We start from the raw sequence: 13,513 nt of genomic DNA, 5'->3' as shown, positions 1-13,513 counted from the left end.
CCCGCCCTCTTCACAAGCTGCATATAGATTGTTTATATATAAACTATCTGATGAGCGGCTGCCCCGGATCGCGTTCGGAAGGCGGTCGCGCTGCACGAGAGGGAGGACACCATGCCGGTCTACAAGGCGCCCGTCGAAGACACCCTGTTCCTGCTCAACGACGTCTTCAACATCGAACGCTACAACAACCTGCCGGGTTTCGCCGACGCGACGCCGGATGTGGTCGAGGCCGTGCTGGGCGAGGGCGCCAAGCTCTGCGAGGAGGTGCTCCAGCCGTTGAACCATTCCGGCGACCAGGAGGGCTGCAAGCGCACCCCCGACGGCTCCGTGACGACGCCAAAGGGCTTCAAGGAGGCGCACAAGGCCTATGCCGACGGCGGCTGGATCGGCCTTGCCATGGATCCCGAATATGGCGGCCAGGGCCTGCCTTATACGCTGGGCGCCGTGATGAACGAATATGCCTCGGCAGCGAACATGGCGTTCTCGATGTATCCCGGGCTGACCATGGGCGCGATCGCTGCGCTCTACGTGCACGGCACCGAGGACCAGAAGCGCACCTACATCCCGAAAATGGTCGAGGGTGTCTGGTCGGGCACGATGAATCTGACCGAACCGCATTGCGGAACCGATCTCGGCCTGATCAAGACCAAGGCCGTGCCGAATGGCGACGGTTCCTATGCGATCTCCGGCACCAAGATCTTCATCTCGGCCGGCGAGCAGGACATCACCGAGAACATCATCCACCTCGTGCTCGCCCGCATCGAGGGTGCCCCGGCGGGCGTCAAGGGCATCTCGCTCTTCGTGGTGCCGCGCAACGTGGTCGGCGCCGATGGCTCGGTCGGTGAGCGCAACGGCGTCTCCTGCGGCTCGATCGAGCACAAGATGGGCATCCACGGCAATTCGACCTGCGTCATGAACTATGACGGCGCCAGGGGCTGGCTCATCGGCACCGAGAATAAGGGCCTCAACGCCATGTTCGTGATGATGAACGAGGCCCGCCTCGGCGTCGCGATCCAGGGGCTGGCCCAGTCCGAGGTCGCCTATCAGAACGCCGTCGCCTACGCCAAGGACCGCATCCAGGGGCGGGCGTTGACCGGCGCCAAGAACCCGGACAAGGCGGCCGACCCGATCATCGTCCACCCCGATGTCCGACGCACGCTGATGTCGATCAAGGCCTTCAACGAGGCCGCGCGCGCCTTCGTGCTGTGGAACGCGCTGAAGTCCGATGTCGCCCATCGCTCGGCCGATGCCGCCGAGCGCCAGGCCGCCGACGATCAGCTCGGGCTGATGACCCCCGTGCTCAAGGGCGTCCTGACCGATGTCGGTTTCGACAACGCGGTGAAGGCACAGCAGATGTATGGCGGCCATGGCTACATCGCTGAATGGGGCATGGAGCAGTTCGTGCGCGATGCGCGCATCGCCATGATCTACGAGGGCGCCAATGGCGTGCAGGCGATGGACCTGATCGGCCGCAAGCTCGGCCGCGACGGCGGACGCGCCATCATGGCGTTCTTCAACGAGGTCGGCGGCTTCATCAAGGAACATGGCGAGGATGAGGGGCTGAAGCCGCTGCTCGCTCCCTTGCAGGCTTCGCTCGGCCACCTCCAGCAGGCGACGATGTGGTTCATGAACAACGCCCTCGCCAAGCCTGACAATGCCGGCGCGGGCGCGACCGACTACATGCACCTGCTCGGCCTCGTCTCGCTCGGCTATATGTGGGTGAAGATGGCCAAGGCCGCGCAGGACAAGCTCAAGGCTGGCGCCAATGGCGCGACTGAACGGATGAACACCAAGCTCGTCACCGCGCGCTTCTTCATGGAGCGCACCCTGCCCGAGACCGCCGCGCATCTGGCGCGGATCACGGCCGGCGCCGATTCCACCATGGCGCTCACGGCGGAGCAGTTCTGAGCCGACCATAGGTCATGCCCGGGCTTGACCCGGGCATCGCTTGCAGATTGCCTTCGTTTCCAGACGGCCGGGACATGCCCCGGCCATGATGGCGAAGTCCCAACAACGAGCCGCCATTGCGGCGAGCCCCGGGAGGCCTTGATGGCTGACGCATTCATCTACGATCACGTTCGGACGCCGCGCGGCAAGGGCAAGGCTGACGGCTCTCTGCACGAGGTCACGGCAATCGACCTCGGCACGCAGGTGCTGCGTGCGATCAAGGACCGCAACAAGCTCAACCCCAAGCTGGTCGAGGATGTCGTCTTTGGTTGCGTCGATCCGGTCGGCGAGGCTGGCGCGGATATCGCGCGGACCGTCGCGCTCAAGGCGGGGTACGGCAAGGAAGTGCCGGGCGTGCAGATCAACCGTTTCTGCGCCTCGGGCCTCGATGCGGTGAATCTCGCCGCGGCGCAGGTCATGTCCGGTCAGAAGGAGATGGCGATCGGTGGCGGCGTCGAGAGCATGAGCCGCGTCGGCATGGGCGCGTCGGGCTTCGGTATCGCGGTCGATCCGTCCGTCGCGATCGATACCTATTTCATGCCGCAAGGCGTCTCTGCCGATCTGATCGCCACCAAATACGGCTTTTCGCGCGACGATGTCGACGCCTTTGCTGTGCGTTCGCACAAGAGGGCTGCCGCCGCCTGGGCCGAAGGCCGCTTCAAGAGTTCGGTCATCCCGGTCACCGACGTCAACGGCCTGATCATTCTCGACCGCGACGAGACCATTCGTCCCAATACCGATATGCAGGCCCTGGCAGCGCTCAAGGCGTCCTTCGTCCAAATGGGCGAGATGGGTGGCTTTGATGCCGTCGCGACGGCGGCTCACCCCGATGTCGAATTCGTCAATCACGTGCATCACGCCGGCAATTCTTCCGGCATCGTCGACGGTGCGGCTGCCGTGCTCGTCGGCTCGAAGAAGGGCGGCAAGGCGGCCGGCCTGACGCCGCGCGCCCGTATCCGGGCCTTCGCCACCGTCGGTTCCGATCTGGCGCTGATGCTGACCGGGCCGGTCGACGTCACGGAGTTGGTGCTGAAGAAGGCAGGCATGACCACCAGGGATATCGACCTGTTCGAGCTGAACGAGGCCTTCTCCTCGGTGGTGCTGCGCTATCAGCAGGCCTTCGACATCGATGACGCTGTCCTCAACGTCAATGGCGGTGCCATTGCGATGGGCCATCCGCTCGGCGCTACCGGCGCGATGATCCTTGGCACGGTGCTCGACGAACTCGAGCGCACGAACAAGCAGACCGCACTCGTCACGCTTTGCGTCGCCGCCGGCATGGGCGTCGCGACCATCATCGAACGCGTCTGATCGGCACGAAGGGGAGAGAACCGATGAACCTCACCGATTTTCGCTTCGAGACCGACGCCGACGGCATTGCGACCCTGACATGGGACATGCCCGGCCGTTCGATGAACGTCATCACCCCCGAGGTGATGGCCGAGTTGAACGAGGTCATCGACCATGTCGCCTCGAGCGAGGCGATCAAGGGCTGCGTCGTCACCTCCGGCAAGGAAGCCTTCTCGGGCGGTGCCGACCTGACCATGCTCCAGGGGCTGCGCGACCTCTATGTCGGGCTTGCCAGGGAGAAGGGCGAAGCGGCTGCGATGCGGACCTTCTTCGACGAGAGCCGCAAGCTCTCGCTGCTCTATCGCAAGCTCGAAACCTGCGGGAAGCCATTCGCAGCCGCCATCCATGGCGTCTGCCTCGGCGGCGCCTTCGAACTTGCGCTCGCCTGTCAGTACCGTGTCGTCTCGGATGATGCCTCGACCCGCGTCGGCCTGCCCGAGATCAAGGTCGGGCTTTTTCCCGGCGCCGGCGGCACGCAGCGCGTCTCGCGCCTGATGCAGACCGGCGACGCGCTGCAGATGATGTTCAAGGGCGAGCAGATCAAGGCGCTGCCGGCCCGCAACAGCGGCCTCGTCCATGCCGCCGTGCCGCGTGACCAGCTGGTCCAGAACGCCCGGGAGTGGCTGAAAGCCAATCCGCAGGCCAAGGCGCCCTGGGACGATCCCAAGTTCAAGCTGCCCTCCAACAAGGTCTATTCGCCGGCCGGCATGCAGATCTGGCCGCCGGCCAACGCGATCTATCGCCGCGAGACCAACGACAACTACCCGGCCGCCCGTGCCATCCTGAGCGCCGTCTATGAAGGCTTGCAACTGCCGATCGATCTCGGCCTCAAGGTCGAGAGCCGCTATTTCGCGAAGATCCTGCGGACGAAGGAGGCGGCCTCGATGATCCGCTCGCTCTTCGTCTCGATGCAGGAACTGAACAAGGGAGCTCGCCGCCCGGCCGATGTCCCGGCGAGCAGGCTGAAGAAGGTCGGCGTTGTCGGTGCCGGCTTCATGGGCGCCGGCATCGCCTACGTCACCGCCCAGGCAGGCCTGGACGTCATCCTGATCGACCGCGACATCGAGGCGGCCGAGAAGGGCAAGGCCTATTCGCACAAGCTGGTCTCCGACCAGATCATGAAAGGGCGCGCCAAGACGGCCGACCGCGACGCGCTGCTCGGCCGGATCATCGCCTCGGCCGACTATGCCGATCTCAAGGGCTGCGACCTCGTCATCGAGGCCGTGTTCGAAGACCCGACGGTCAAGGCCGAGGTCATAGCCAAGGTCGAGGCCGTGGTCGGACCAAGGGCGATCTTCGGCTCCAATACATCGACGCTTCCGATCACCGGGCTCGCCGGGCACGCGCAGCGCCCGAAGAATTTCATCGGCGTGCATTTCTTCTCGCCGGTCGAGAAAATGCTGCTGGTCGAGATCATCATGGCCAAGAAGACCGGCAAGAAGGCGCTCGCCATGGCGCTCGACTTCGTCCGCGCCATCAAGAAAACGCCGATCGTCGTCAACGACACGCGCGGTTTCTACGCCAACCGCTGCGTCGGCAACTACATCCGCGAAGGTCATCTGATGCTGATGGAGGGCGTGCCCCCAGCGATGATCGAAGCCGCCGGCAAGCAGGCCGGCATGCCGGTCGGTCCGCTTTCGCTCAATGATGAGGTCGCAGTCGACCTCGCCTACAAGGTGCTGAAGGCAACCAAGGCGCAGCTCGGCGAAAATGCGGTCGACCCCGCGCAGGAAAAGCTGCTCGCCGAGATGGTCGAGAAGCACGGCCGCCTTGGCCGCAAGAACGGGAAGGGCTTCTACGACTATCCGGAAGCCGGCCCGAAACGGCTCTGGCCGGGGCTCGCCGAGCTGACGAAGAGCCGGCTCGATCCGGAGCTGATCGACATGCAGGAGCTCAAGGAACGCCTGCTCGTCACGCAGGCTCTGGAAGCTGCCCGCACCTATGAGGAAGGTGTCGTCACCGATCCTCGCGAGGCGGATGTCGGCTCGATCATCGGCTTCGGCTTCGCACCCTATTCGGGCGGGACGCTCTCCTACATCGACAATATGGGCGCGGCCGTCTTCGTGAAGCTCTGCGAGAAGCTCGCCAGGACGCATGGTGAGCGCTTCAAGCCGAACCGGCAGCTCAAGCGTATGGCGAAGACGGGCGAGAGCTATTACGGCAATGCGGAGAAGAAGACTGCCGCATGACCCCCGAGGCCAAGGCGTGGCGATTCAGCCGATCATAGCCTTCCCCGACCCTCGGCTGCGCATGGCTGCCGAGCCGGTGGCGCGTTTCGATGCGGTGCTTCGCTCGCTCGCGGCCGATTTGCTCGACACGATGCGGGCGGCTCCCGGCATCGGCATAACGGCGCCGCATATCGGCATTCTCCAGCGGCTGGTCGTGCTCGAGCTGTCGCCAGGCGAGGTTCGGACCTATGTGAACCCGATGATCGCCTGGGCTTCACCTGAAGTGATCCGCCATCATGAGGGCAGCGTCTCGATGGCGGGGGTCGCAGACGAGGTCGAGCGCCACGCCCGCGTTCATGTCACCTATCGGGATCTGGACGGTGCGGAACGGTTCGAAGAGGCAGACGGCCTGCTGGCCGTTTGCCACCAGCACGAGATCGACCAGCTCAACGGCATTTTCTGGGTCGATCGCCTCTCACGCCTGAAGCGCGACAGGTTAGTCGTCCGCTACAACAAGCTGCGGCGTGGATGAGTGTGCCGCTTGCCGGTACCGGGCAGGACGCGAGCTTGGCGGAGCCTCTCGCAGGCGCATGAGGTAGCCTCCGGGGCGGTGGCGTGTCGCCCGACCCACCAATGGCGCGGAAACGATCACGGCGACCGAAGCGTGACGATGCGCTCAAGCTCGCGAAACGCGCGCCGTATTCCGATTCGCCCTTCGTGACGGCCTGCTTCCCGCGATCGAAGCTGTGAGGGCGGTCGTCGGAGCCTGAGAGCAATCCACCGAAAAATTGGTGGTTGCGGACGATGCCGCCGGCCGAAATTCCGCCAGATCTGACGCCGTGATAACCGTGCTCGCGGCCGCTCAGGCGCGCCTCAGCCTCTCGCTGGAGACGTCCCGGCCGGCCTCCATGCTCTTCGGCACCGTGTCTACCGCTTCGGAAGCCTGGCCTGCGAGGAAGACGTGGATGAGATTTCCCAGGGCCAGCGCGGCGAACCCGGCTCTGCCGCAAAGACCTTGAGGCGACTGAACGGAACGGAAGAAGCGTAGACTGGCGGGTCGGCAGGGGGCGGGACCGCTCGGCTGATCGGCACGCCTGCACGGTCCGCATTGCAGCATCACCACCCGGCCGCACGATCCATCACCGGCTTACCTACCGGCCCCCAGTAAAACATGCCTCGGCGCGCGAGACCGTGATCGGGTTCTGCTTGAGGGGCCGATTCACGGTGAATGGCGTGCGGAAGGCTTCGAGATCGCAGGGATTTCCGCTCGGCCGCATCCTGTACAATTAAGCTTCTCTCAACCTAACAGCAGAAAGCGGACTGTAAATTGCGGGCGAGGCGGGGCACCACTGCGCGCCGCGGGCGCTCGGCCGCTTCGATGTTGCGAGTGACGTAACGTCGGTTTTGGCGTAGTTTGGATGGAGGGGGGAACAAGCTGGACCAAACCCCAATGGTCGAGAGCAGTCAGGATACCGACCGGCTCGCAGACCCGGAGGCTGTCGCTGTCCGTGAGGCCCTTGAACGAATCCTGGCATCGGATGCGTTTCGCAGTGCACCGCAGCTCTCTGCGTTTCTGAACTTCATCGTGGAGCGCCGCATCGAAGGGCGCAGCGCGGAACTCAAGGGTTACACCATTGCGGTTGAGGCCTTCGGCCGGCCGGCTGATTTTGACCCGCAGTCCGACCCCATCGTCAGGGTCGAGGCCGGTCGTCTGCGCAAGGCGCTAGGCCAGTATTATCAGGGGGATGGCGCCGACGACCCGATCCGCATCTCCATGCCCGTCGGAGCCTACGTCCCTGTCTTCGAGCATCTTGGAGCTGACGGGGCTGTCGTCGAGCCGGCGCCGGAGCGCGCGGTGTCCGGCGATGCCGGAGCGCTCCAGCCGCCGATCCCCGAACGGCCGAGCAGGCACGGTTTCAGGCTCGGGCACTGGCTCGCCGTGCTCGGGCTGGCCCTCGTGATCGTGCCTCTCGCCACCTGGCACTACCTCCCGCGGCGGGAGACGGCGCCGCAGCCCGACCCGCTGATTCGTCAGGCTCAGTTGATCGAGGAGGCGGCTCGTCGCGCGGGATCGAGCGCGTCGGCTCATTTGCCGATGGTCGTCGTCTCGCTCAGTGGCGCGGCCGACGACCCGGAGCTGGCCGGGTTGGTGCAGGCCTTCACCCGGCTTCTGGTCGATGCGCTGGCTCGGTTTGACGATCTCGTCACCGTCCGAACGCCGGCCGCCGGTGCGGATCTCTATAGCGGTGCCGACTACGTCTTCGAGATGAATGCGACGCGGCAGGGCGGGGCGACGGAAGGCTTCGGCCGGCTGCGCTCCGTCAAGGACGGTCGCGTGGTCTGGACGACGTCCGCCGTCCAGACGCTGCCGAAGGGCGAGGATGCTCCGGAACTGCGCGAGATCGCCCGGCGGTTGGCGGTCAGGCTTGGGGAGCCCTTCGGCATCATCCACGCCGACTATCGCCAGGCGACGACGGCTTCGCCGATGCGCTGTGTCTTCCAGGCGCTGAATATCCGCCGCACCATGCGAGCGGAAGATCATCTCGCCGCCCGCAACTGCCTGGAGGGGGTTCTGGAGCGTGACCCCGCCTTCCATCCGGCCTGGTCGCAGCTCGCCCTGCTGACAGTCGACGAATACACTGCCGGGCTCAATCCGCTGCCCGGATCGCCGCTCGATCGTGCGTTGAGTGCCGCGTTGACGGCGGTCAGGCTGGCCCCGTCCAGCGCGCGCGCCCAGCAGGCCATGATGGACGTCTACTTCGCTCGTGGCGCCCATGAAGATGCCTTCAGGGCAGGCCGGGCCGCGCTTGTCCGCAATCCCTACGATCCCGATATCATGGCCGATTTCGGCGCACGCTATGTTCAGATTGGTCGGCCCACAGAAGGCCTGCCGCTGTTGCAGCGGGCTGTGGCATCCAGCAGCGGCCGTCCTGCCTGGTACGATTTCTACGCCTTCCTGGCAGAGCATCTGCTGGGTAATGACAAGCGTGCGGATGCGCATGCCGCGATTTTCGTCGCCGATGACAGCCCGCTCAGCCTGCTCGGCCGGGCCCTCCACCTGGCCGGAAAGCATGACGAACCGGGCGTTTCGGCGGCCCTGCGACGGCTGACGCGGGCCGCTCCGCTCTTTGCGCTCGACGCTAGGCTCTACCTGTCGCGGATGGGGTTCAGCGAGGCCGTCATCGATCGGATCATGGCCGATCTCGGACCGCGCCGGCTCGAAGCCAGCGGCGTTCACTGAGTGAATGTCCCGAAGGTGCCGCTTTTCATCTGTGGCCCTCGCATGCGCGTGAACAGACGGTTAATGTCGGGGAACAGAGTGATTCGTCGCTTTCATTCCCCATCAACCTCTCTCGCGCGGTCGTCGCCTTGGCCCCTGTCCGCCTTACCGCCTTGCATCCCCTCGCCAGTGCCATGACCGGCGTGGCGACCGGTGCAATCGCGGTTCTCGTCTTGCCGGGAGCGCTGGCCAATGCCGCTGGCCTTCTGTTGGCGGGGGCGGGGTTGGCGGCATCCGCCATCTTCTACGAGCGACGTGTCCTGGCGCAGCGGGAGCAGATTTTCGCGGCGATCGGCGAGGTCAAGGTTCGCCTGGCAACCAACGCCATCAGGCTTGACAATTTGGCGCAGCGTGTCGAGCAGCTTCCGATGAGCGAAGCCGATGCCGCACCGGCACGCGCCGCGATCAACGAACTGACGGCCGAGGTCGGTTTGCTCGGCGACCTGCTGCAGCAAGTCGCGACGACGCTGGCAGATCACGACGCGCAGCTTTCGGCGGCGCAGGCCCGGCGCAACGCCGAAACTGCTCCGCCGCTGCCGGCGCCTGCTCCCGAGCTTGCCCGCATTGCGCATCGCGAGGCGCTCGCTGCAGCGCGTGCGGAGGCCATTCAGGCCGAGCAGTTGCGCGCGGCCGATGAGCGGGCCGCGATCATCAGCACGGCGTTGGCCGAGGGCAAGGTGGAGGTCCATCTCCAGCCGATCGTGCAGTTGCCGCAGCGCCGGACGCGTGGCTACGAGGCGCTGGTCCGTCTGCGTCTCGACGAGAGCACATTGCTGCTCCCCGCCGAATTCCTGGCGATCGTCGAAGAGCGGGGGTTCGGCCCGACGCTCGACGCGCTGGTCCTGACACGCACACTGGCGATCGCGCGCCATCTGGGATCCAAAGAGGGCGGCCTGTTCGTGGCCTGCAACTTCAGCGCCGCGACCTGGGGTTCGTCGCAAGCTCTGGTGACCCTCTCCCGTATCCTCGACAGATATCGCGAGCACGCGGGCAATCTGGTGATCGAGATGCCGCAGCGGGTGTTCCGGGCCCTGGAGCCGACCAGCCTCGGCCTGCTCGGGGCGATGTCTGCCAATGGTGTGCGCTTCGCGCTCGACCATGTTGGCGATCTTCGGTTCGACCCGGCTTCGTTGCATGATCGTGGCATTCGCTTCGTGAAGGTGCCGGCGGCCTTGCTGCAGGCTGAAGCCGAGCGCTCTTCGATCGACATTGCCGCTGCCGATCTCGCAGCTCAGCTCGCGCGGGCCTCGATCACCCTCGTCGCCGAGAAGATCGAAGATGATCCGACGGTCGCCGACATGATCGAGCTTGGCGTGGCCTATGCTCAGGGGCTGGTGATTTCGCCGCCGCGACCGGTCAAGCCAGAGGTCTTTGCCGATCCGGAGCCGGCGAAACCCGTCGCGTTGGCGCCCGAGCCTGTGCGGCCCGCCGCGCGCATCTCGGCCGATATCCTGGGCTATCCCGCCGCCGGCACATCGCCCGCGGCTGCGCCGCCAGCGCCGCCGACCGGGCCTGCGCAGAAGGGCCCGGCACCGGAGCGCCTGCCGTTCCGCGCCGTGCTGCGTCGCGCCAGCGCCTGACAAAAACCTATCGCTGCCCGTTCCGACAGCCTAAACCGGCATCGTGCTGCGCTGCCGTTGGGCGGTGCAGTCCAATTGGTTTTCCGTGGAGTGGACCGCTTTGCAGCCTGCCAAGACCGCGCCGACCGTCGCATTGACCGGATTCTCCGAAATCACCGATCAGTTCGATATCTGCCTGTGCGATATCTGGGGGGTCGTCCATAACGGTGTGGCAGCGCATCAGGACGCCTGCGATGCGCTGGTTGCGATGCGGGAGCGAGGTGTTTCCGTGGTGCTGGTGACCAACGCCCCCCGTCCCCGCCGTGAAATCGAGGTCCAACTCGCGCGCCTTGCCGTGCCCGAGGCGGCCTACGACGCGATCGTGACCTCCGGCGATGTCTGTCGGGCCCTGATCGAGGAAAGGTCCGGCGAGCCGGTCTTCATGCTCGGCCCCGATCGCGACCTGCCCCTGATCGCCGGTCTGGATGCGCCGCGCGTCTCGTCCGCGGAGGCGCGCTACGTGCTCTGCACCGGATTGTTCGACGACGAGACGGAGACGGCCGAGACCTATGCCGGCCTCTTTGCCGATCTGGTTGCGCGCGATCTCGTGATGATCTGCGCGAATCCCGATCTGGTGGTGGATCGCGGTGGCAAGATCGTGCCCTGCGCCGGTTCGCTCGCGCTGGCTTACGAGCAGATCGGCGGCACGGTGATCTATGCCGGCAAGCCGCATCGACCGATCTATGAAATGGCGCTGCATATCGCCGAAGCGCGACGCGGCAAACCGGTTCCGCCAGATCGGATTTGCGCGATCGGCGATGCGATTCGGACCGACATCGCCGGGGCGAACGCCTTTGGCGCGGCAAGCGTCATGGTGCTGGCGGGGATCCACGCCCAGGATCTTGTCGAAAAATCGTGGGAAGAGCGCCACGGCTGGTTCGCAGGGCAGCATCACCGCCCGGATTACGCGATCCCGCAACTCGTCTGGTGACGTTCGGCCACGCTCAGGCGTGACAAACCGCTTCCATCTTGACCTTCAGGGTCTGGGCGTTGAACGGCTTGACGATATAGTTGTTCACGCCGGCCTTCTTGGCGGCGATGACGTTCTCGGTCTTCGATTCGGCCGTGACCATGATGAAGGGCGTTGTCGCGAGCGCATCTTCCTCGCGCACGCGCTGGAGAAGCTCGAAGCCGGTCATCGGCTCCATGTTCCAATCGGAGATGACGAGGCCGTATTTCTTGTCGCGCATCTTGGCGATGGCGGTTGAACCGTCCGACGCATCGTCGACATTCTCGAATCCGAGCTGCTTGAGCAGGTTCCGAATGATCCGGACCATCGTCTGGTAGTCGTCGACCACGAGGATGGGCATGGACGGATCGAGAGCCATTCTGGTGCTCCAAGCGTAACGACTGCAGCGCGGGGCAATACCCGCGCTCGGACCGCCTTCAGTGAGTGGCGACCATGCCGGGAGTGATAGGGCACCGGTGTTTCGAAGCGGTTAATTCGGAAGAAAACTGACGTTGGGGAAGCGTCGCTTCGGCCGCGGCACCAAAGTCGCATGGCCGGGGCGCCCGGGCTGTGACATTCTATGTTGCGTCGCAATAAGGGCGGCACATCGAAATTGCATCGGCAGCCGGACCAATGAACGCAGTCTCCTATCAGGTTCACGCTTTCGAAGACCTCGCGATTGGTCAAAGCGAAAGTCTGATGCGCACGGTGATGGAGCGGGATGTCTCGCTCTTCGCCGATCTGTCGGGTGATGCCAATCCGATCCATCTTTGCGACCGTTACGCAGCGAGCACGAAATTCGGTCAGCGCATTGCGCACGGGATGTTGACCGCGAGCCTCGTGTCCGCGCTGCTCGGCACGAAACTGCCGGGGCCGGGTGCCGTCTACCTGTCGCAGACACTCACCTTTCTTGCTCCGGTCAGGATCGGCGATGTCGTCACCGCGCGTGTCGAGGTCGTCGAACTCGTTCCCGAGCGTCGGCGCGCGCGCCTGTTCTGTGACTGTGTCGTCGACGGCAAGGCCGTGCTCGAGGGAGAGGCCTGGGTCGCTTTGCCCCCGGCAAAGCCAAAGGCCTGAAACAGGGTGCTTGCGTCCGGTCTCCTTGACGCTGCTGGCCTGAACCGCCATTGACTGCCGCGCGCGGGCATGCCCCGCCGAGGCGGAACCCTTCGTGCCATGACCCGTCCTGCCGCCGCGCCTTCTTCCGGCCGGCCTCATGTTTTCGTCCTCGATGGCGACCGCCCGGTTCCGGACAGCTTGCGCGGGGCAGTGCTGGCGCTGGGCAATTTCGACGGTGTCCATCGCGGCCATGTCGCACTGGCCCGTGTCGCCGTCGCCATGGCGGCCAAGCGGGGCTGCGAGGCGGCCGCCTTCACCTTCGAGCCGCATCCCCGATCGGTCTTCAGCCCCGAGCACCCCGTCTTCCGGCTGACGCCACCTGACATCAAGGAGGAGCTTCTGGCCCAGGCCGGGCTGAAGCGGAGCTTTGTGCTGCCCTTCGATCGCGCCATTGCGACCGTGAGCGCCGAGAGGTTCGTCGACGACCTGCTGCTCGAACGACTTGGTGTCGGGGGGCTCGTCTGCGGCTACGACTTCCATTTCGGCAAGGGCCGCGCCGGCTCGCCCGAGATGCTGCAGGCGAGGGCAGGCGCGCGCGGTGTCCCGGTCTCGGTGGTGCCGCCTTTTTCCTGGGCAGGGGAGCCGGTCTCCTCGACCCTGATCCGCACCGCGCTGGAAGCCGGAGATGTCGGCCGCGCAGCAGAGTTCCTCGGGCGGCCCTGGTTCGTGCGCGGCGAGATCGCACATGGTGACAAGCGCGGACGCGATCTCGGTTACCCCACCGCCAATATGCATCTCGCCCGTGATTGCCGCCTGAAATTTGGCATTTATGCCGTCAGGATGAAGGTCGATGGCGTCTGGCGCGACGGGGTGGCGAGTTTCGGCAGCCGTCCGACCTTCGATGACGGCGCGCCGCGGCTCGAGACCTTCCTCTTCGATTTCGCGGGCGACCTCTATGGCAAGGTCGTCGACGTTGCCCTGGTCGCCTGGCTGCGGGGCGAGGAGAAATTCGACTCGCTCGAGGCCCTGATCGTGCAAATGGACAAGGACAGTGCCAGGGCCCGCGCCATTCTGGCGCAAACACCGCCCTTCCTTCCTTAACGTGCCCCTGTTAGAAGCCGTTCATGCTCGCTCATTGCGC

At 65.3% G+C, this 13,513-nt stretch carries 10 protein-coding genes; 9 read left to right on the top strand and 1 reads right to left on the bottom strand.

Annotated features, from left to right (window positions below; all coding sequences use genetic code 11):
• The first annotated feature begins 111 nt into the window (after nucleotides 1–111).
• The 7 genes from FG93_RS01700 (at nucleotide 112) to FG93_RS01670 (ending at nucleotide 11,295) form a co-directional block, all read left to right on the top strand.
• Nucleotides 112–1,908 carry an acyl-CoA dehydrogenase C-terminal domain-containing protein gene (locus FG93_RS01700; RefSeq protein ID WP_043231154.1) on the top strand — a complete coding sequence of 599 codons (1,797 nt, stop codon included), beginning with the start codon at nucleotides 112–114 and terminating at the stop codon, nucleotides 1,906–1,908.
• Nucleotides 1,909–2,049: 141 nt separating this feature from the next.
• Entirely contained in the window at nucleotides 2,050–3,258 is a 1,209-nt protein-coding gene (locus FG93_RS01695) for an acetyl-CoA C-acetyltransferase (RefSeq protein ID WP_043231153.1), read from the top strand.
• A 23-nt stretch (nucleotides 3,259–3,281) separates the two neighbouring features.
• Nucleotides 3,282–5,486 carry a 3-hydroxyacyl-CoA dehydrogenase NAD-binding domain-containing protein gene (locus tag FG93_RS01690; protein WP_043231152.1) on the top strand — a complete coding sequence of 735 codons (2,205 nt, stop codon included), beginning with the start codon at nucleotides 3,282–3,284 and terminating at the stop codon, nucleotides 5,484–5,486.
• Nucleotides 5,461–5,997: a peptide deformylase gene (locus FG93_RS01685; protein ID WP_348270463.1), complete on the top strand. Its 537-nt coding sequence runs from the start codon at nucleotides 5,461–5,463 to the stop codon at nucleotides 5,995–5,997. Before FG93_RS01690 ends, FG93_RS01685 begins: the two co-directional genes overlap by 26 nt.
• A gap of 918 nt (nucleotides 5,998–6,915) precedes the next feature.
• Complete coding sequence (locus tag FG93_RS01680; RefSeq protein ID WP_043231148.1) at nucleotides 6,916–8,706, top strand: hypothetical protein; 1,791 nt, start codon at nucleotides 6,916–6,918, stop codon at nucleotides 8,704–8,706.
• A 128-nt stretch (nucleotides 8,707–8,834) separates the two neighbouring features.
• On the top strand, nucleotides 8,835–10,325 hold the full coding sequence (locus FG93_RS01675; RefSeq protein ID WP_152579255.1) for an EAL domain-containing protein: 1,491 nt from the start codon (nucleotides 8,835–8,837) through the stop codon (nucleotides 10,323–10,325).
• 100 nt (nucleotides 10,326–10,425) lie between these two features.
• Nucleotides 10,426–11,295, top strand: coding sequence for a TIGR01459 family HAD-type hydrolase (locus FG93_RS01670; RefSeq protein WP_043231144.1), 870 nt, complete (start codon nucleotides 10,426–10,428; stop codon nucleotides 11,293–11,295).
• Nucleotides 11,296–11,308: 13 nt separating this feature from the next.
• Here FG93_RS01670 and FG93_RS01665 read toward each other — a convergent pair whose 3' ends face one another.
• Nucleotides 11,309–11,692, bottom strand: a complete 384-nt coding sequence (locus FG93_RS01665) for a response regulator (RefSeq protein ID WP_043231142.1) — start codon at nucleotides 11,690–11,692, stop codon at nucleotides 11,309–11,311.
• Nucleotides 11,693–11,946: 254 nt separating this feature from the next.
• Between FG93_RS01665 and FG93_RS01660 the strand changes: the two genes are divergently transcribed.
• Together FG93_RS01660 and FG93_RS01655 are read left to right on the top strand one after the other, a co-directional pair.
• Complete coding sequence (locus FG93_RS01660; protein ID WP_043231141.1) at nucleotides 11,947–12,390, top strand: MaoC family dehydratase; 444 nt, start codon at nucleotides 11,947–11,949, stop codon at nucleotides 12,388–12,390.
• A 99-nt stretch (nucleotides 12,391–12,489) separates the two neighbouring features.
• Nucleotides 12,490–13,473, top strand: coding sequence for a bifunctional riboflavin kinase/FAD synthetase (locus tag FG93_RS01655; protein WP_043231138.1), 984 nt, complete (start codon nucleotides 12,490–12,492; stop codon nucleotides 13,471–13,473).
• Nucleotides 13,474–13,513 lie beyond the last annotated feature (40 nt).

The sequence above is a fragment of the Allobosea sp. LC85 genome, assembly GCF_000735605.1.
In the GTDB taxonomy this organism is placed as follows: Bacteria; Pseudomonadota; Alphaproteobacteria; order Rhizobiales; family Beijerinckiaceae; genus Allobosea.
The sequence above is the reverse complement of the archived record's forward strand: the minus strand, read 5'-3'. Positions and strand labels throughout refer to the sequence as shown.